An 18548-nucleotide genomic window follows, 5' to 3' on the forward strand; every position below is an offset into this window, starting at 1 on the left:
GGAAAGGTTAATTCCCCATGGAGACATTGAAAGACCCGAGTCTATTCCGGCAAAAATGCCTGATCGACGGCGCGTGGTGCGATGCCGCGACTGCTGCGTCTGTTCCAGTAACGAACCCGGCAACCCAGGATGTAATCGGTCATGTCCCTGATATCAGCGGCGAGGAAACCCGCCGGGCGATCAAGGCCGCGCAGACCGCGCTTGCACTGTGGAAGGCAAAGACCCATGCCGAGCGAGCTGCCCTTCTAGAAGCATGGTACCGGCTGATGGTGGAGAACGAGCAGGATCTGGCGATGATCCTGACGATCGAACAGGGAAAGCCGCTGGCTGAGGCACTTGGCGAAATTCGCTATGGCGCCTCATTCGTCAAGTGGTTCGCAGAAGAGGCGCGCCGCATCGGCGGCACCACCATTCCATCGCCAACGCCCGACCGGCGCATCATCGTTCTCAAAGAGGCGGTGGGGGTTTGTGCTGTTATCACGCCGTGGAATTTCCCGAACGCCATGATCACCCGCAAGGTTGCCCCGGCACTGGCAGCCGGCTGCACAGTGGTGGTCAAGCCGTCGGAGTTCACCCCTTTTTCGGCTCTGGCGCTCGGCGTACTGGCTGAACGCGCGGGCATTCCTGCAGGCATCATCAACATTGTCACCGGTATGCCCGCAGAAATTGGCAGTGAGTTGATGGCCAATGAGACTGTGCGCAAGATATCCTTTACTGGTTCTACGCGCGTAGGTTCGCTGCTAATGCGCGGAGCAGCTGATAGTATCAAGCGGTTGAGCCTCGAGCTTGGCGGTAACGCCCCCTTCATTGTCTTTGACGATGCAGATCTCGATCTTGCCGTCGAGGGCGCCATCGTTTCAAAGTTTCGCAACGGAGGCCAGACCTGCGTATGTTCTAACCGCATTCTCGTTCAGGCAGGCGTCTATGATCGCTTTGCCGAGAAGTTGTGTGCTCGGGTCTCAGCCATGAAGGTCGGTCCCGGTGCAGGCCCGCCCGTCGATATCGGGCCAATGATCAACGTTGCGGCTATCGATAAGATCAACCGCCATCTGGAGGATGCCCTGTCCAAGGGCGCACGCATCCTTTCCGATCCTCCGGCCATGCCCGAGGGCGCGCAATACGCTGTGCCGGTCGTCTTAGGCGATGCTACCGCCGAGATGCTGTTGGCCAATGAAGAGACATTCGGGCCTGTCGCGCCGCTCTTTCGGTTCGAGACGGAGGAAGAAGCTGTCGCACTCGCCAATGCGACGCCGTTTGGTCTCGCCTCCTATTTCTATACCGAGAGTCTAAAGCGTTCCTGGCGTGTCGCCGAAGCGTTGGAATTCGGGATGGTGGGACTCAATACAGGATCGGTATCGACCGAAGTGGCGCCTTTTGGAGGGGTCAAGCAATCGGGACTTGGGCGCGAGGGCGCGCAATGCGGTATCGATGAGTATCTGGAGGTCAAGACCTTCCACATCGGTGGGCTGAGCTGATTTCATGAGGCGCAACAGAGCACCATATTTGCGCTAGAAGGATGTCGCGCGGCTTAAATTAAGACCGGAAACTGTCGCTTGCCGCCCTGAATCCATCTGTCGAAAGCAAACCTCTTTTGCTCCTCACGCAATAATAGGGAAGAGCGGCGTCAAATTGCGGGGATTAACAACCATTTACGGCGATGACCACGGACGTTGGAGATTATAGCGCGACTCTGTTGTGTTGCAGCCCGCAAGGCATGCTGGTAGGCAGCTCAAAACAAGGCGGCTTTTCATATGTGAGGCGCAAGATCTGAAGCTTCCAGGGAGGGATTATGGCAGCGAACGTGATAATTGCAGGCGACTGCGGTCCGGCACATGGGCCGAAAGACGGTTTCCCGGTTAGCGGCTACATCGACCTTATTGCGCCAACCCTGCAGGCCGCCGACTTTCGGCTGGTGAATTGCATGCGAACCTACTCGACCAACGCCGCTGAAAGCTCCGATGCGCCGCAAGTGGCGCAGCCGGTCGAGATGGCGGAGCTCTACACGCAAGCAGGTTTCGATGGCATCACAATGGCGAACAATCACGCCTTTGACGCCGGTCCACAGGCGATGATCGACACGGTAGACCTCTTTAGAGCCCGTGGTATCCAGGTGACCGGTGCCGGCCGTAACTTTGCCGATGCAAGCCAGCCCGTTATCATGGAGAAGGAAGGTCTGCGCATCGCCTATCTCGGCTGCACATCTCTTGGCAAGTCTGATGGATCAGCAGGCAGCACTACGCCGGGTGTGCTCAACGTAAGCATCAACACCAGCTACGAGCATCGTGGGCCCCACGCTCCGGTCCGCATTCTCACCAATCCCGACCAGACCGAATTGGCGAAGCTACTCGTCGTCGTCCGCAACCTGCGCCCTTCCGTCGACCGTTTGATTGTTGCGTTTCATTCTGGGGTCATTCGCGTTCCTCGAGTCATCTCTGACTATCAAGTGACAGTGGCACATGCATTGATCGATGCAGGCGCTGACCTCATTGTCTGCCATGCACCTCACATCCCTAAGGGAATTGAGGTCTACAAAGGCAAGGTGATTTTCTACAGCATTGGTGTTTTTGCCATGACCAAGCCTTTCGCTGCGCCGTCGTGGTCTGAACCAGCATGGTCGCACGGCGCTATCCGCAATCACATGGATCTTGACCCCAACTACCCCTTCATGCCCTACGGAACGGACAGCCGTTTTGCGCTTCTCGCAAAAGCTGGCTTTGCTAAGGATACTGCCACGCGTGTCTCTTTCCTGCCGGTGTTCTTCGACCAGACCTATAAGCCACAGGCGCTGGAAGCAGGAGACCCGCGCTTCACAGAGGTCGTTGAGTATATCGAATGGGCATCGGTCGACATGCCCCACACGTTTACGGTTGCAGGAAACGAAGTCGTCGTCACTGCCTAATTCGAACCGGCACGGCAGAACCTAGCCGTGGACGGTACCGACGGACTTTCGTATTCTAAAATGACAACGCGCTTGGGAGGTTAACAATGGATCTTGGGTTATCCGGTAAAGTTGCTCTAATCACGGCATCCAGCGGCGGCATTGGAATGAACGTTGCCAAACGTCTAGCCAGCGAAGGTGCCGACGTTGTCCTCCTGGCGCGTTCAGCAGAGAAACTGGAGACGCTGGCTGCGACATTCCGCGATGAATATGGTGTGCGCGCCTTGCCCGTCGTGGGCAGCATGTTGGAGACAAGCGATCACGATCGGCTTTTTGCGGCGATCAAAGACGAGTTCGGCAGGCTTGACATCGCCATTCTCAACACCGGCCGGCCGCCGTCGCCATTGCGGTCGGCGCTCGACGAAACGGATCGATCCCGATGGCACCAGTCCTACGATACGCTTCTGTCTTGCGTGATCGAGATTACCCAGCGTGCCCATCCGCTGATGTCAGCCAACAGTTGGGGCAGGATGATTGCCATTACCTCTGCCTCGGTCCATCTGGCGATGCCACATCATGCTCTTTCAACTGTATTTAGAGCTGGCGTCGAAGCCTACATGAAGCATCTGTCCAGCGAAATCGGCAAAGACGGCATCACGGTCAATTGTGTTGCGCCTGCGTTGATTGACTCTTCCCATCGCGAAGCGGCGGTGTCCTATTCGCCCGAGCAGACTGCGAGACGACGAGAGATGAGTGCTATGAAGCGGCTTGGCACGCACGAAGAACTCGCCAGTGTGGTGACCTTTCTCGCCTCCGTGCCGGCAGGGTTTGTGACGGGCGAATCCATTCGCGTGGACGGTGGAATGGTTACCGCCGCGCTGCACCGTTGACGATCGGCCGGGTCGGCGCGCCGACTACGGTCAGAGGCCGACAGTGCAGCAGGCGTTTATGGTCGACGAAATAAGTCCACCAAAAAATCGATGAAGACGCGCGTCTTGCGAGTCATGCCTCTGGCATTGGGGTAGACCGCGTAGACACCGGTGTCGACGTCGGTCGGACTAACCTCATATTCCGGGAGAATCTGTTTTAAGGTGCCATCTGCCAAGGCCGACCGCACTGTAAACTCCTGGAGCACGGCCAAGCCCATACCCGACAATACGGCGGCAACAAGAACGGGACTGGTGTTTGTTCGCAGATTCCCATGCACGGTCACATCAATCTGCTCGTCGCCCTTGGTGAAGCGCCAAAGATCTTGATAGATCGAACCCTGATATATGATGCAGTTGTGCTGGGTAATTTCTTGGGGAGTTGAAGGGACACCCCGCTTTGCAAGGTAGGCTGGACTTGCGCAAATCACACGCTTGCTGGGCGTCAACCGCCTGGCAACGATGCGCGAATCTTCCAGGTGCCCGAGCCATACGCCCACATCAATTTTGTGGGCGACCAGATCGAGCCGTTCGTCGCTCAACATCACATCGAGAACCAAGTCTGGATGACGCTCGAGGAAGGCCGGCAATGCAGGAAGGATCACCCTGCTTGCGGAGATCCGCAGACACACACGCAGCAACCCCTTCACTGTTGTCTGGAACGAGGACGCTTCCTGCTTTGCTGACCGCAATTCCGTGACAACTGTGCGAGCGCGTTCGTAAAAATTGGCGCCGGGTTCCGTCAACGAATTGCTGCGGGTCGTCCTGTTGAGCAGTCTGACACCGAGTTCATCCTCCAGCGCCTTGACCTGGCGAGCGACAGAACTGACGGTCGTGTCCTTGCGCCTTGCCGCGGCAGAAAAGCTGCCGCATTCAACTACGTCGATAAAGGTTTTGATATTGCCGAGTTCGTCCACAATTTGCCCTCCCCATTCCTTGCGCTGCACGCTAAAATGCAAGGTCGGTCCCATGCGTTTCTACGGCATTTGAACACTGAATCCTTTGTGAAGACAATGTCTTTTGCGCGTAGCGCCACAATAAGCCTTCGCAATTGATTGACGAGAACACGACGAGGACTAAAATCGACACCCAAGAAAGAACGAATTATTGGGAGGTCCCGTGCTTGAACCGCTCGAGGTGCTAGAACTTTACCCGCGGCATGACGACACCCTGAAGGGTCTCTTTGACAGCCGCGCTTCCATTGACCCGCATCGACCGCTTCTTGGCTTCGGAGAGCGAAACTATAGCTGGCAAACGTTCGCGGAAAGGGTCGACCGAGTCGCGGCCATGCTTCACCGGCGAAGCGTCGGTAAGGGGGACCGCGTGGCCATCGTTGCGACCAATAGCGACGCTCACGTCATCCTGCTGTTTGCACTGGCACGCCTTGGCGCGGCCATGGTCCCGCTCAATCCCAATTTCGGGGTATCGGAATTAACCTATATCCTCAACCATGCAGAAGTGCGCGGCGTGCTGGTGACGGAGGCGACGTTGCCGACTGTGCAAACCGCGCTTGACCAGGGTGATTTCCGGCCATGGCTATTACCTCTTGACGTTTCAGTCGACGGCGAATCGGATTTCTTCGGGACGGCTGTGCCCGACGTCCAGGCCCCTGTCCAAGGCGAACCCGGCGACACCTGCCTGATAATCTATACGTCCGGAACCACGGGACTGCCGAAGGGCGTCATGCACAGTCAGGGGAATTACGTTACCTGTGCGGAAATCGCTTCCGGGCGAACTGCGGTGCAACCCGACGACAAGGTCCTGATCATCCTGCCGTTCTTCCATGTAAACGCGCTATTCTACTCGCTCGGTTCGATTTTCGCGGCTGGTGCAAGCGGCGTAATATTGCCGAGGTTTTCCGCCAGCACATTTTGGGAGAGCGTGGTGCAGACGCAGGCAACCCATGTCAACATCATCGAAGCTGTTGGCAACATCTTGCAGAAACGACCGCGCGAGGAGTTCCGTCCACTGCATCGGCTACGCGTCGTCTATGGCGTACGGGCGGCATTTGTCAGAACCTTTCATGAGGAGTTTAAAATCCCAACGCTGGTCACGGGCTTCGGGATGACCGAGTGCCCCGGCGTGCTTTGCAACCCGCTTCAGGGTCCTGAAAAGCCAGGTAGTGTCGGGATCCTGGGCAGTCATCCAGATACATCGCGGCCGTCAACCCGTGCGCGTGTCGTGGACGATGAGGGAAATGACGTGGCCAATGGCCAGGTCGGTGAATTGTGGCTGGATTCTCCGACCCTGATGCAGGGTTACTTTCGGGATGAGGAACATACAAAAGCCGCTTACCAAGATGGCTGGTTTACGACTGGCGACCTGGTTCGCCGCGATGATGACGGCTACTTTTATTTCGTCTCGCGCAAGAAGGATATCATCCGCCGGCGGGGCGAGAATATTTCAGGTGCGGAGCTCGACCGCGTCATCGGCGAGCATCCTGGTGTCTATGAGGCTGCTGCCATCGCCGTGCCAGCGGAATTGGGCGAAGACGAGATCCTTGCCGCAGTCGTTCTGAAAAAAGATGTCGAGCTGCAGGCAAACGACATCGCCACGTGGTGCCGTGAGCATCTCGCGCCGATGAAAGTCCCGCGTTATGTCCTGTTCCTGGATGAACTCCCGCACACGGCGACGCACAAAGTCGCAAAGGCGCAACTGCGTGCAGATCCTAGTTTGCGCGAGCGGGCAATGGATCTGGAACAGCCCACCTAATCTGCCGAGCAAGACGGTGAACATTCGTTCCCTCGACCCGTGAGGATCTCCTTAGCGGAAGTAGAGCGCGCAAACCGAAAGTTTTTTGCAGACACAATGCTCCTCTGCCGTGACCGCTGCGAGGGCGTGCCGCCGCCGCTGGTGCGCACGCCAACCTACTCCGCCGAGTTGGGCTAAGATGCTCCAATCGGCCGGAAGACCGGATAGGCGCCGTTCACCGTGTCGTCAGCAGCAAAGTGAATTTGCACACGTTGCCCGATCGAGATCGATGCCACATCCCCGGTCACGATTGTGGTCAGCATACGAGGCCCTTCGTCGAGCTCAACATAAGCAATGACATAAGGCGCGTCGGTCCTTCGAAAAAACGTTGACGCATAGACATGGCCGAGGCCGCGGCTCTCTTGCCATCCAATCTCACTTGATAGGCAAAATGGGCACACCGCTCGCGGGTACCAATGGACTTGCCCACAGTCGATGCACTTTGGCAAAATGAAGCGCCCTGCCCGCGCGGCTTGCCAGAAAACAGCACCTTCAGAGCCAAAATCCCCCATCCGGACTTCTCGTTGTTCCATCCTCACGTCCGTTCCAGAATAAGCGTTGCGCTGGCGTGTCGCGTTGCCATGTGGCCGCCCGTGGCTTGGACACATGCGAGTTCGCAGTTCTTGACCTGGACCGCCGGCACCGCTTCTTGGCGCAATTGCCGGACCGCCTCGATGACTTTCGTAATTCCACCACGATTGGCCGGGTGATTGTTGCAGAGCCCGCCACCGTCAGTGTTCACTGCGAGCCGGCCGACATTGGCAATGAGGTTGCCGTCTGCCACGAAGGCTCCGCCCTTGCCTTTAGGACAAAATCCAAGGTCTTCCAACTGGATGATAACTGTGATGGTAAAGCTGTCGTAGATTGACGCGTACCTGATGTCGGCTGCGTCGATCCCAGCCTGCGAAAAGGCTTCCCTGCCCGATTGCGCAGCTGCCGAGTAAGTCAAGTCTATCGCCCCGGCCTCCTGATGTTTCAAGGCCAGACCCGCGCCCCTCAGGCGAATTGCCGGGCGGCGTAACGATACCGCGATTTCGTTTCTCGCCACCACGATAGCGCCGCCGCCATCGGTGATCAGGCAGCAGTCCAGTCGGTGCAAAGGGTCGGAGATCAAAGGCGATTGCAACACGTCATCGACGGTCACCAGCTTGCGCAACACTGCGTTGGGATTGTGTTGCGCGTGATGGGATGCGGCTACCCGGACCCAGGCAAGCTGTTCACTTGTCGTCCCGAATTCGTAAAAATGCCGCGCGGCTACGAGCGCGTAGTTGGCGACGTTCGGAACTGCGTAGGGCAGTTCCCAGATCACGTCGGGCGCCAAACTGTCCTTGACGATCTTTTTGGTCCCGGTCGTCACCCCTAAAGACTTCGGCCGCCCAGCCTGAGTTATCAGAGCCACGTTGCATTTGCCCATCTGGATCGCGGCACAGGCCTGCGCTACCTGAGCGACGGCAGAACTTCCCCCGACATCCAGCGTATCGCAATGCCTGAGCCTTAGATTCAGGTAGTTGGCCATGGACAGGGCGCCGCCGGGAGCATCTCCCGAGCAGAAATATCCGTCAACGTCATCTTTGGTTAGACCCGCGTCGGCGAGCGCACCTCGTGCGGCTTCTGCGTGGAGTTGAGCCACCGTTTTGTCGGGTGCGAGTCGTGTCGGGTGCTCGAAGGCACCGACGATCTGCGGTACGCCATTCATATATCGGCCTTCGCGTGACGTGCGCTATCCATCCCGGCGTCGACGGGCAGACGATAGAAGCGAGCGGCGGAGCGCCAGAACAAATCATCCTTCTCGGTCTGGTTGAAATTTTCTGCAATCCGCTTCATGGCGTTCCAACCATTGGAATAGCTGTAGCTTCCCTTGTCCATGGGAAAGTTGCTCTCAAACATGCAGCGATCGGTACCGAAAGCGTCCAAGACCGTTTCCATATAGGGCCGCCACGTCGCGGCCAGCTGCGCCGATGACGGTGCTACCGGTTGTTGTTCAAATCCGAACCCCGACAAGCCCAACCCTAGTCCACCAAGTTTAACCATGACATTCGGGCATTTGGCTAGATCTGAGATACCGGCAGACCACACGGAAAAGACTTCGTCCCGCTTTCCAGCATAGGCGCCAATCCCCGCGATACCACCGCAATGATCAAGAACGATTTGCGTTTCCGGAAATGCGCGAGCCAACCGGGCAAGGTGTGGGATCTGGTGAAACAGCAGCCACGCATCGAAACTCAGGCCCAATGGCGAAAGATGGGCAAACCCCGTTCGAAAAGCAGCGCTTTCGAGCATGTTTTCGGTTGGTTGATACGCGGGATTGACCATCGCCGGATCAGGATCCCATACGGCAATGTGACGTATGCCCCGAAATCGCCCTGGACCTTCGCCGAAGGCGCCGGCCGCGGCCAGATGAGCCTCCAGCACGGGCCGCACCGCATCGCCGCGCAGGAGGTCAGCAAAGCCGACAATACCAGCACATACGCGCACATCGCCGTAGCTTCCGCTTTCACTCATGGCTGCCACGCCGTTGGCAAACTCGGTCTCGCCGATCGGCCGCATGATGTCGGGACCGTCGGTGCGCAGCATGGCTCTTCCCTGCACATAGACAGTCGCCTGGACATTGTGCCCCTCGCCAATGTCCACCAACAGGTCGTCCAGAAGGTAACGCCAGCCCGGTCTGTCGAACAGATGATGGTGAGCATCGATGATCCTTTGGCCGGGCTGTAGCGCCTCTTCCTGACATGTGGCAAGCCAGAACGGCCGGATGGGGATGTGGCTGCGCTTCCCATTGTTGCTCATAGTTCTACCGCGACACCCATGACTTGCGGATCACGAAGCTCGGCGGCCCTGTTTTCCGGCAACCCAAGCTCGAACGCGTTGGCCGTCATCGCCACCAGGCAATAGTAGCCGATGATGGCAACCAGCTCGACCACGCCACGCTCTCCGAACTCCGCATTCGCACGCGCGTAAAGCGCATCGGACACGCGTCGTTGTTCCAGAAGCGCCTTGCTAACGTCATAGACGATCTGGTCCCTGGGCTTGGTGAAGACGGGAGCCATGCCAGCGGCGATCGTTTCGATAACCCATTCATCGATGCCGTATTGCAACGCGTACCGCCTGTGCGACGTCCATACCTGGTGCGCCGTCCAGTGTCGCGCAGTGAAGAGGATAACCAATTCAACCAGGTCAGGCTCAAGGCTTGTCTGGAACCGAAGAACCTCGCCCAGCTGCTGTCCGCGGCGGGCCAGTTCTGGATTCTGCAGCCAGGCGATCATCGGCGACGGGATCTTGCCTCGTGGGCCTGAAATGACCTCAGCGCATGCCGCGCGCTGTTCGTCCGTCATGGTTTGCACGTCAAGAGTGATCCTGGGCATGATCGTCACCGCGCTGCTGTCAGGCCGCCGTCAACAACAAGTTGCGTGGCAGTGATGTAACCGGCTTCGTCGCTGGAAAGATATACGACTGCGTTTGCAATGTCCCACGCGTCTCCCATTCGGCCGATCGGAATGCTGGCGTGGCGTTTCGCGATGAAGGCCTCTGGATCTTTCACATTGAGCTGTTTGATCAATCGGTTCTCGACCAAGGGCGTGTGCATGGTGCCGGGAATGACGACGTTGACGCGGATACCTTTCTTAACATAGGCGATTGCCGTGGAGCGGGTAAACGCCACCACGCCGGCTTTCGATGCAGCATAGGCGACGTGGACGCGGCCACCAACGGCCGCACTCAGGCAGGCAACGCTTGCCATGTTGATGATCGCGCCACCCTTGCCCTCGGCTGCGAACTGTTGCTCCATCACTGGCAGCACATGCTTGCATCCCATAAAGGCAGTCTTGAGGTTAAGCTCCATCTGGTTGTCCCAGGCCTCCTCGCTCATGCTGACAGGATCGCCTGGTGCGCTGCCCCCGACGTTATTGACAAGGATATCGATCCGGCCAAACTTATCCCGGCAACTGTCGACGGCGGCCTTTACCTGGCCGCTATCTGTCATGTTGCAGACTTTCGTGGCCCAATGTTCGTGCCCCTCCTGCGCCATGACGGCGGAAGTCGCCTCCAAAGCCTCTCCGCTCAGATCCACGCCGAACACCTTGGCGCCCTGACGTGCCATCAAGACTGCGATAGCCTTGCCGTTTCCCCATCCCTCGCCGGCAGACCCTGCTCCGGTGATGAAGGCGACTTTTCCCGTAAGATCAAGCATATGTCCTCCCTATGCGGGCGTGTCATGCACGCACCGCTCCATTGTCTTTGCCGCGCCGGAGCAAGCAAATGTCGACCGGCGCAGTCCAGGTGTCAGGCGATCAGCCCCTCTTCCAGGGCCTTAATCTGAAGCGCCAAGGGTTTGGAGTAGATCCGGCATTGCGCGAGACCTCCTCCCATGAACCAAAGGCCTTTCTGCGCAGTCGGTCGGTACATGTTGTTCATCTCGCCGTCCGGCGCGATGCCCCATACCGGTCCGATCTTGTCGGCAATCTCGCTTCCCAGAAGATGGCGCACCAACTCTTGTGGAGACAGATATCCGCTGGCTGTGACGATCAGGTCGGCTTTCTCGATCCGGCCGTTCTTCATCTTCGCGCCGTCTTCGCCAAAGCTGTCGATTTCGTCGAAATGCAACAGGCGGATTTTGCCATCGACGATGAGTTCGGAGCAGCCGACGTTGAGGTAGTATCCTCCGCCACGACGACGCAGCTTCATCTGGTGTCCCGTGTCGTCCTCGCCCATGTCGAGTTTGAAGCCTATAGCCTTTAGACCTGCAATCAGGTCATTATCCATCTCCACCATCTTCTTCACGTTAAGCTGATAGCTTCGGATCAAAATGGGGTTGGTGTTTGCTGACGCGATCAGGTCGCTGTCCTCGATCGGAAATCCTTCTGCGTAAAGAACATGGTTGATTTGCGACGCCTCGATACTGACAACGGTCGTTGAACTTCGCTGAACGATGGCGACGTCGGCTCCGTGGCTATGGAGATCCTGGGCAACGTCATGTCCACTGCTGCCGGTTCCAAGCACCAAAGCACGCTTGCCTTTCCATGCAGAGCCATCACGATAGTGGTGGGTATGCATGATCTCGCCCTTGAACGTCTCAAACCCCGGGAGATTAAGGTATTTTGGAATGCCGTTTACGCCATTGGCAAAAATGAGATGGCGGGGCCGCAGTTCCCGCTCACTGCCGTCCTGACGTCGAACGGTCGCAAGCCATTGGCCGGCCGCCTCATCGTAGCTTGCCCCCCTAAGCTCGGTTGCGGTCCAGACGTTCAGTTCCATCGCCCAGGCATACATCTCGAACCAACCGGCCAGCATGTCCTTTGTCAGAAGCTTCGGCCAATTCGGCGGGAAGGGAATATAGGGCATGTGATTGCGCTGCACCTCGTTGTGGAGGGTGAGCGAATGATAGCGGGAACGCCAGTTGTCACCCACATGCGCATGTCTCTCGACGACGAGAGTATCGACGCCGAGCATCTTGAGCCTTGCAGCGATCCCAAGGCCCGCCTGACCTGCGCCGACAACGATAACGGCGGGTTCCCGGTCGCTGTAGGCCTGCTCACGTTTACGGATGTCGAGCCAGTTTTCGCCGCCAAAACCCTTGGAATAATTGCTTCCCGAGGGGCGATGCGCATAGAGCGGCTCCTCATGCCCCTTCAACTCGTCAACAGAGGTCAGCAACACCCAGGCCTTGTCCGGCTCGGCAACCGGCAGACGCAACAGCCCTTCCCCACGGCTGACCGGGGTTTCGAAGTCGAAGATTGCCTCGATCACCTCAACACCCGCTCGGCTGACGCGCCTTGGCGGCGTTCGGCTCGTCGACACGGAAAACCGCGCGGCCTTAACCTGCGTCTGAGTCTCGATCAACCGAGTTACAATCGCTGTTTTTCCCTCGAATTGGGAAACAGTCCAGGTGAACGCGACCAGATCCCGCCAATGGCAATCCTCACAGAACAGGTTTCCCAGCGATGTCCTGTCCGCGTTGGTGAGCGCATGTTCAAAACTGTCGAGCCACTGCTGGGCTCGTTCCTTTGCGGTGGCAGCCGATACATCGATCAACTCTTGTGCAAATTGCACTGTGGTCACTGGAAACCTCCCGGAAATGGAGGCGAGCCGTTCGCGGATAAATCCCTTGCGCAGTCTCGCCATGTCCTGTGGATGACCGGCAAACCGTGTCATCCTGATATGTTCCGCGGCACCCTAAGGCGATATCGATCGACCGCCTATAATCGCCTGCGCCAAAGATTATGGCGCAGGGCGCAATAATAGCGACCCGCAATTGCCCCTGTGGACATCAAGGGGGTGAGTGGATTGGAGGAGTCAGTGGTGGGGTCAGGCGACGGCGGCTCGGATCATTGCAAGCCTCGTCGCCAATGAGCGCGAAATGTGGTCTCTCGCCACATCCGCAGCCGCGTGGGCGTCCCGTGATGAGATCGCCTTGATGAGTGCTGAGTGCTCTCGGGCAGCGCTCTCTAATCTGTTTTCATGCGAAAAGGTCGTCTTGGGCAAAAGAGCAATGGTCTCCTGCAGATCCTCTACCGCTGCCCGAAGATAGCGATTGCGAGCGGCGTCATAAAGCCGGGCATGAAAGGATCGATTTAGTTTTGCGGCTTCGCGGGGCGATGTTGCCGCGGCAAATTCTGCATTGAGGTCTTGAAGATTTGCTATCTCCGCATTGGTGGCATGTTGCGCGGCAAATTGCGCAACCAAAGCTTCCAGTTCCCCTCGCATCGCGTAGAGCTCGAACACCTGCTCTGTGTCGAGCGTTGCAATTGCCAGACCCCTGCCGGGTGCTGCCTGCAGGAGTCCCTTCTGTTGCAGTCGACCCAGCGCCTCGCGCACAGGCGTGCGGCTGATACCCAGCCGCTCGGCGACCTCTTCTTCGCGCAGCCGCCCCCCAGGCGGATACACGCCATCGCGAATAAACTCGAGAATGGAGCGATAGGCGTTGTGCCCCAACATCTGCCGCTCACCGGTTTTTGCCATGTCACTCGTCTCCGGCCGTCGCTCGTTCCGGTACTGGATTCTTTCGATAGGACCGCGCTCGTTTCCAATGCGGGAGACGGTCGACGGTTGCCAAGCAAAAGCAGATTTTGTGATATTGCGCAACTTTGCGCGCTATTGTATACAAACGAATACAAATCTAGAATAACACCGACTTTAGGGGCTGGGATGTCGAGACAGCAGCAGACAGCGCTGGCGCAGACGCGCTGGGACGTGATCGTGGTCGGTGGGGGCAACGCCGCGCTTTGCGCCGCTATCGAAGCCCGGCACGAAGGCGCGCGCGTGCTCCTGCTTGAAGGCGCGCCAAAGCCCTATCGTGGCGGCAATTCGCGCCACACCCGAAATTTTCGCTGCATGCATCAGGGGCCGATGTCGGTTTTGACCGGCGCTTATCGGGAGGACGAGTATTTCGACGACTTGATGCTTGTAACCAAGGGACGAACTGACGAGCATCTCGCCCGTATTGCCATCCGCAACTCCGAAGCCTGTCTGCCCTGGATGGAAAACCACGGTGTGGTGTTTCAGCCATCCCTGTCAGGCACCCTGTCGCTCTCCCGCACGAATGCCTTTTTTCTGGGCGGCGGCAAGGCACTGGTCAATGCTTATTACAACACGGCGTCCGACATGGGCGTTACCATCGTCTACGAAGCCAAGGTCCGTCACATTGTGCTGAAAGACGACCTGTGCGAGGCCATTCGTGTCGTTATCGGCGGGGAAGAGATTGAGCTTTCGGCAAAAGCCGTCGTGCTCGCCTCCGGCGGCTTTCAGGCCGACCTGGACTGGCTGGCGCGCGCTTGGGGTCCTGCCGCCCGCAACTTCCTCATCCGCGGAACGCCCTATAACCGAGGCGAAATTCTGCGCGATATGCTTGATTCCGGTGCAGAAAGCGTTGGCGATCCGACCCAGTGCCACGCGGTCGCGATTGACGGTCGGGCACCTCAGTATGACGGTGGTATCGTTACCCGTCTCGATTGCGTCCCTTTCTCCGTAGTTGTCAATAAGCATGGCCAGCGCTTTTACAACGAGGGAGAAGACGTTTGGCCGAAACGCTACGCTATATGGGGGCGCTTGGTCGCAGCTCAACCAGATCAGGTGGCATACTCCCTGATCGACGCCAAGAGCGTGGATCTTTTCATGCCGTCTGTCTTCCCGGCGATTTCGGCAAATTCGATACCTGACCTCGCCGAAAAACTCGGTCTTCCGGTCGATGCGGTGGAAAAGACCGTAGCCGCTTTCAACTCCGCATGCCGGCCCGGCAAATTTCATCCGACGGAACTGGATGGTATTTCAACCGAAGGTCTTGAGCCGCCCAAGACTAACTGGGCGCGGCCGCTCGATACGCCGCCCTACTATGGATACTCGCTGCGTCCCGGTGTCACGTTCACCTACTTGGGACTTAAGGTTGACGACAGTGCCCGGGTCAGTGGTGCGCACGGACGCTACCAGAACGTCTGGGCGGCCGGAGAAATCATGGCCGGTTCAATCCTGGGGCAAGGATATCTGGCGGGCTTCGGTATGACTGTTGGAACTGTCTTCGGACGCAAAGCCGGCAAGGAGGCCGCCGCTCATGCAAATTGATCTTTTTGCCCTTGCCGCCGCATCACCTTCGGAGGCGACGGCTACGGAAGAGGCTCGCCGCCAGCTCGAGATCTGCAATGCGTGCCGTTATTGCGAAGGCTATTGTTCCGTCTTCCCGGCCATGACATTGAGCCGGGCGTTCTCCGATGGAGACGTGACGCAGCTCGCCAATCTTTGTCACAATTGCCGCGGCTGTTTTCACGCATGCCAATATGTCGAACCGCACGAGTTCAAGCTCAACCTCCCCCGCGCCCTGGCCGAAGTTCGCGTCGAGAGCTGGGAAACGTTTATCTGGCCCCATGGATTGGCCCGATTATTTCAGAAGAGCGGCGTCTCACTGGCAGCTGCAATGATTGCGGGGATAGCCCTTATCCTCGCTGCGGCCTACGCGCTGCGCCCGGAGAACGGTCAGGGTTTTTACGCGGTTTTGTCCCATACTATTATGGCATCACTGTTTTCCCTCGCCTCGGTTTTACCGTTGATTGTCATTGCCGGCGGGCTCTGGCGTTATTGGCGCCATGTCGGCGGTGATCGTGTGACGCTTGCCCACCTTCGCTCCGCCTTTATCGATGCGGGTAAACTCAAGAACCTCTCCGGCGGGGCGGCCAAAGGGTGCAATTATGAAAAGGAAGATCGTTTCACCATGTCTCGCCGCTGGGCGCATCAGGCTGTCATGTGGGGATTCATGCTCTGTTTTGCCTCAACGGTGTCCGCCACGATCCTGCACTACGCGATTGACCTGAAAGCGCCCTATCGACTGCTTTCGCTCCCGAAGCTCCTGGGCGTGCCCGGCGGGATCTTGATGACCTTGGGCGGTATCGAGCTGATAAGATTGAAGATCCGGGCCGAAAAGGCACTAGGAGCTCCGGCGGTTTGGGGTGGCGAAATGGCCTTCGTGCTATTGCTGACAACCATCGCCGCCTCGGGTCTCGCACTCTATGGCGCCACTGGAAGCGCTGCAGTTCGACCCCTGCTGATCTTCCATCTGGGTGCCATCCTGGCCTTCTACCTGACGTTTCCATACACGAAAATGGTCCATGCCTTCTTTCGGCTAGCAGCCCTCGTGCGTGATGCACAAACCCGTCGCGACTGAAGGCAATCCCCTCATTGAAGGCTTGCCCGGCGAGTGGATCGCCGGGATTATCGACCTGCCGAAGTCGTCAAAGTCTGCAATGCGCGGGGACACAAGGGGCGGGCCAGAAAAGTAGAACCGCCTCACCCGGCACGGGCGAGGCCAACAGCAGCAACGACTGATGAAACGCTCCGATCAAGACATGACAGGTGAACCGCCTGGGCATGACGATGTTGCGTCGTTAGAGCAACCTGTCGCGAAACCGCGCGAGCGCAATACCAGGCATAATGAAGGGCAGACCAATCTGGGCGGCCAGCTGTGCGGCATGTTCAAGCGCTTGGTGCTCTATTTGGTAGCGGCCAATATCGAGCGCATCTGCTTCTACGGACGATAGCAGCTCTCCTGCGATGTGAGACCACGCAGAGCCAGACCCAATCACGCGCGCTATATCCGCCACTGCGAGCCCGAATTTTCGCCCGACCTCAACCGCTTCCAGGACGGCGACCACATTGCACGCTGCGACGGCTCGTGCGAGAAGCTCATCCAGATTGCCTGTGGAGACAGGCGTTTCATGTGCTTGCCTGTTGTCATGAAGCTCGTCTGCAAGTCTGACCGATGAGAGTTTTTCGGTGAAAGCAATGACGTCATCGAGGCGCGCATCTTCGCCGAAAAGACCAATGACGCTTTGCATCAAACCGCGAGCGGTCGCGGTGAGTGGCAGAGTTGAGGCGGTTTGCGTCCCAAGATCCAAGGCACCATTGAGATCTTTGACCATAAGCGTCATGGCGAAATTCGTCGTCGAGCGGCCTTCGACCAGACCGACGAGCATGTTGCGTGAGGTGAAATTCGCGCCGACGCTGCGGTTCAATGCCGTGACAAAATCGGCCAACGGAAAGCCGGATTTGCGCCAGAGCGCCACGAGCTCAAGCGTGGCAAGCCTGTAGCAGGCCCCGATTCCATTTGTCAGCAGCTTCAAGGCCTGACCGTCGCCGACACGCTGTCCGCACCGCAAGGTTTTTGTGCTTAACCTTTCGAGAATTGGCTTGCCCCGTTCCCAGGCACCATCGGAACCGGACGCTATGATCGTTACCGTGCGATTTTGCGCCGCTGGGATACCGCCACTGACCGGCGCATCCATGAAGAGGACCTTACGTTCGGCAAGCCTGCGGGCAAAATCGATCGTCAGCTCAGGCACGCCGCTTGTCTGGTCGATCACCAATCCGCCTGCACGGAGGTACCCCGCGATTCCATCTGCGCCAAAGAGAAGATCACCGACATCCGCAGATTTCGGAAGGCACAGCATGACGACGTCACAGCTCTGCGCCAGCGCTTGCGGCGTATCGGCGATGACTGCGCCAAGTTTTTCGAATGCGGCCAACGTGGCGGGATTTCGGTCATAGACCACAAGTCCCCCGTTCGCGATCAGATGACGCGACAGCGAACCTCCCATTGCCCCCAATCCGATATATCCAACCTTCACCGCAGTCTCCTCGCGTTGTTCAGATGCGGTCTGACCTGCCGCCATCCACATTCAGTGTCTGGCCGGTCACATAGCTTGAATCATCCGAGGCGAAGAACAGGATGACCGATGCCAGCTCGTCCAGGGTTCCGACGCGCCGCAGAAGCAGATGTTTCCTGCGATATTCAAGATGGTCCTCGACTTGTTGAGGCGTCCTGGTGGACGAGGAAAACTCTGTCAGGAAACTACCCGGTGCCACGCAGTTGACGGTGATGCCATCCGGACTGAGCTCGCGGGCCAGCGTTGTCGTCAACATGATCACTCCAGCCTTGGCAGAGGCGTAGGCCGCGCTCCCGCCGGGTGAGCCGGCCGTATTGTGGGGAGCAGCCCCCGTTCCGAGGGCGGAAGAAATGTTGACGATACGACCGGATTTGCGCGCGCGCATGTAAGGCGCAACGGCCTGCGAACAGAAGAAGACACCCTTGAGGTCGACCGCGAGGACGGGATCCCAATCGTCGCTGGTTGCCTCGGCAAACGCACGGTAGCGGGAAATACCGGCATTGTTGACCAGGATGTCGATCCTGCCAAACTCTGCATCAACAGACTTCATAAGACGATGAGCATCGTCTCGATTGGAGACGTCACAAACGTGGCCGGTCGCCGTTACACCCTTTTTTCGAAATTGTGCAACGGCAGCGTCTATGGCGGTGACATTGATGTCTGCGATGACAATGATCGCGCCCTCGGCCGCAAACGCATCGGCTGTCGCCTTGCCGATACCGGATGCGCCTCCGGTAATGATTGCTACCTTGTCCTTCAACCGCATGGCGGAACCTCTCTTTGTATCAGATCTGGATTTCGAACAGTCTGTGACGATTGCTCGGGAATTGATTGTTCTGGTGGGGTTGAGCG

The 18548-nt window shown here is 58.0% G+C and carries 16 protein-coding genes; 6 read left to right on the forward strand and 10 right to left on the reverse strand.

The features are described 5' to 3' along the window. The first annotated feature begins 17 nt into the window (after nucleotides 1–17). The 3 genes from AC1D2N_RS23485 (at nucleotide 18) to AC1D2N_RS23495 (ending at nucleotide 3768) form a co-directional block, all read left to right on the forward strand. A complete protein-coding gene (locus AC1D2N_RS23485) occupies nucleotides 18–1475 on the forward strand; it encodes an NAD-dependent succinate-semialdehyde dehydrogenase (protein ID WP_446957082.1) in 1458 nt (485 codons plus the stop codon). Between the two features lie 314 nt (nucleotides 1476–1789). Next, the gene (locus AC1D2N_RS23490) at nucleotides 1790–2899 is read left to right on the forward strand and encodes a CapA family protein (RefSeq protein ID WP_018517184.1); all 1110 of its coding nucleotides are present in this window, start codon (nucleotides 1790–1792) and stop codon (nucleotides 2897–2899) included. A gap of 86 nt (nucleotides 2900–2985) precedes the next feature. Continuing rightward, nucleotides 2986–3768 (forward strand): SDR family oxidoreductase, encoded by a 783-nt coding sequence (locus tag AC1D2N_RS23495; protein WP_065276575.1) that lies wholly within the window; start codon nucleotides 2986–2988, stop codon nucleotides 3766–3768. Nucleotides 3769–3824: 56 nt separating this feature from the next. Here AC1D2N_RS23495 and AC1D2N_RS23500 read toward each other — a convergent pair whose 3' ends face one another. After that, nucleotides 3825–4775: a LysR family transcriptional regulator gene (locus tag AC1D2N_RS23500; protein ID WP_018517182.1), complete on the reverse strand. Its 951-nt coding sequence runs from the start codon at nucleotides 4773–4775 to the stop codon at nucleotides 3825–3827. Nucleotides 4776–4923: 148 nt separating this feature from the next. Here AC1D2N_RS23500 and AC1D2N_RS23505 point away from each other — a divergent pair, with 148 nt between their 5' ends. After that, a complete protein-coding gene (locus AC1D2N_RS23505; protein WP_065276576.1) occupies nucleotides 4924–6516 on the forward strand; it encodes a class I adenylate-forming enzyme family protein in 1593 nt (530 codons plus the stop codon). A 173-nt stretch (nucleotides 6517–6689) separates the two neighbouring features. On the opposite strand, the gene AC1D2N_RS23510 is transcribed toward AC1D2N_RS23505, so the two are convergent. From AC1D2N_RS23510 to AC1D2N_RS23540, 7 genes are all read right to left on the reverse strand, one after another. Then, nucleotides 6690–7088: a Zn-ribbon domain-containing OB-fold protein gene (locus AC1D2N_RS23510; RefSeq protein ID WP_063828065.1), complete on the reverse strand. Its 399-nt coding sequence runs from the start codon at nucleotides 7086–7088 to the stop codon at nucleotides 6690–6692. Nucleotides 7089–7090: 2 nt separating this feature from the next. Next, complete coding sequence (locus tag AC1D2N_RS23515) at nucleotides 7091–8251, reverse strand: thiolase domain-containing protein (RefSeq protein ID WP_018517179.1); 1161 nt, start codon at nucleotides 8249–8251, stop codon at nucleotides 7091–7093. After that, nucleotides 8248–9342 (reverse strand): amidohydrolase family protein, encoded by a 1095-nt coding sequence (locus tag AC1D2N_RS23520; protein ID WP_128408771.1) that lies wholly within the window; start codon nucleotides 9340–9342, stop codon nucleotides 8248–8250. Before AC1D2N_RS23520 ends, AC1D2N_RS23515 begins: the two co-directional genes overlap by 4 nt. After that, on the reverse strand, nucleotides 9339–9917 hold the full coding sequence (locus AC1D2N_RS23525) for a carboxymuconolactone decarboxylase family protein (protein WP_065276600.1): 579 nt from the start codon (nucleotides 9915–9917) through the stop codon (nucleotides 9339–9341). Before AC1D2N_RS23525 ends, AC1D2N_RS23520 begins: the two co-directional genes overlap by 4 nt. A gap of 5 nt (nucleotides 9918–9922) precedes the next feature. Continuing rightward, complete coding sequence (locus AC1D2N_RS23530; RefSeq protein ID WP_065276578.1) at nucleotides 9923–10741, reverse strand: SDR family NAD(P)-dependent oxidoreductase; 819 nt, start codon at nucleotides 10739–10741, stop codon at nucleotides 9923–9925. A 92-nt stretch (nucleotides 10742–10833) separates the two neighbouring features. Further along, nucleotides 10834–12702 carry a flavin-containing monooxygenase gene (locus AC1D2N_RS23535; protein ID WP_020572909.1) on the reverse strand — a complete coding sequence of 623 codons (1869 nt, stop codon included), beginning with the start codon at nucleotides 12700–12702 and terminating at the stop codon, nucleotides 10834–10836. A 153-nt stretch (nucleotides 12703–12855) separates the two neighbouring features. Beyond that, the gene (locus AC1D2N_RS23540) at nucleotides 12856–13509 is read right to left on the reverse strand and encodes a GntR family transcriptional regulator (protein WP_018517173.1); all 654 of its coding nucleotides are present in this window, start codon (nucleotides 13507–13509) and stop codon (nucleotides 12856–12858) included. A gap of 186 nt (nucleotides 13510–13695) precedes the next feature. Here AC1D2N_RS23540 and tcuA point away from each other — a divergent pair, with 186 nt between their 5' ends. After that, nucleotides 13696–15105: an FAD-dependent tricarballylate dehydrogenase TcuA gene (gene tcuA, locus AC1D2N_RS23545; protein ID WP_018517172.1), complete on the forward strand. Its 1410-nt coding sequence runs from the start codon at nucleotides 13696–13698 to the stop codon at nucleotides 15103–15105. Continuing rightward, nucleotides 15095–16198: a tricarballylate utilization 4Fe-4S protein TcuB gene (gene tcuB / locus AC1D2N_RS23550; RefSeq protein WP_018517171.1), complete on the forward strand. Its 1104-nt coding sequence runs from the start codon at nucleotides 15095–15097 to the stop codon at nucleotides 16196–16198. The genes tcuA and tcuB overlap by 11 nt, the downstream gene beginning before the upstream one ends. Before the next feature lie 220 nt (nucleotides 16199–16418). Here the strand turns inward: tcuB and AC1D2N_RS23555 are convergent, their stop codons facing one another. Then, nucleotides 16419–17657: an NAD(P)-dependent oxidoreductase gene (locus AC1D2N_RS23555; RefSeq protein WP_477982110.1), complete on the reverse strand. Its 1239-nt coding sequence runs from the start codon at nucleotides 17655–17657 to the stop codon at nucleotides 16419–16421. Nucleotides 17658–17676: 19 nt separating this feature from the next. Next, nucleotides 17677–18462, reverse strand: coding sequence for an SDR family NAD(P)-dependent oxidoreductase (locus tag AC1D2N_RS23560; protein ID WP_018517169.1), 786 nt, complete (start codon nucleotides 18460–18462; stop codon nucleotides 17677–17679). Between the last annotated feature and the right edge of the window lie 86 nt (nucleotides 18463–18548).

This window comes from Rhizobium sp. P1_B8 (assembly GCF_056406515.1).

Bases quoted from the DNA above. Each gene is read 5' to 3' on its own strand.
- AC1D2N_RS23490 (WP_018517184.1), top strand. From the start codon at position 1,790: ATGGCAGCGAACGTGATAATTGCAGGCGACTGCGGTCCGGCACATGGG.
- AC1D2N_RS23485 (WP_446957082.1), top strand. From the start codon at position 18: ATGGAGACATTGAAAGACCCGAGTCTATTCCGGCAAAAATGCCTGATC.
- AC1D2N_RS23520 (WP_128408771.1), bottom strand. From the start codon at position 9,342: ATGAGCAACAATGGGAAGCGCAGCCACATCCCCATCCGGCCGTTCTGG.
- AC1D2N_RS23540 (WP_018517173.1), bottom strand. From the start codon at position 13,509: ATGGCAAAAACCGGTGAGCGGCAGATGTTGGGGCACAACGCCTATCGC.
- tcuA (WP_018517172.1), top strand. From the start codon at position 13,696: ATGTCGAGACAGCAGCAGACAGCGCTGGCGCAGACGCGCTGGGACGTG.
- AC1D2N_RS23530 (WP_065276578.1), bottom strand. From the start codon at position 10,741: ATGCTTGATCTTACGGGAAAAGTCGCCTTCATCACCGGAGCAGGGTCT.
- AC1D2N_RS23510 (WP_063828065.1), bottom strand. From the start codon at position 7,088: ATGGAACAACGAGAAGTCCGGATGGGGGATTTTGGCTCTGAAGGTGCT.
- AC1D2N_RS23495 (WP_065276575.1), top strand. From the start codon at position 2,986: ATGGATCTTGGGTTATCCGGTAAAGTTGCTCTAATCACGGCATCCAGC.
- tcuB (WP_018517171.1), top strand. From the start codon at position 15,095: ATGCAAATTGATCTTTTTGCCCTTGCCGCCGCATCACCTTCGGAGGCG.
- AC1D2N_RS23515 (WP_018517179.1), bottom strand. From the start codon at position 8,251: ATGAATGGCGTACCGCAGATCGTCGGTGCCTTCGAGCACCCGACACGA.
- AC1D2N_RS23560 (WP_018517169.1), bottom strand. From the start codon at position 18,462: ATGCGGTTGAAGGACAAGGTAGCAATCATTACCGGAGGCGCATCCGGT.
- AC1D2N_RS23500 (WP_018517182.1), bottom strand. From the start codon at position 4,775: ATGGGACCGACCTTGCATTTTAGCGTGCAGCGCAAGGAATGGGGAGGG.
- AC1D2N_RS23525 (WP_065276600.1), bottom strand. From the start codon at position 9,917: ATGCCCAGGATCACTCTTGACGTGCAAACCATGACGGACGAACAGCGC.
- AC1D2N_RS23535 (WP_020572909.1), bottom strand. From the start codon at position 12,702: ATGACACGGTTTGCCGGTCATCCACAGGACATGGCGAGACTGCGCAAG.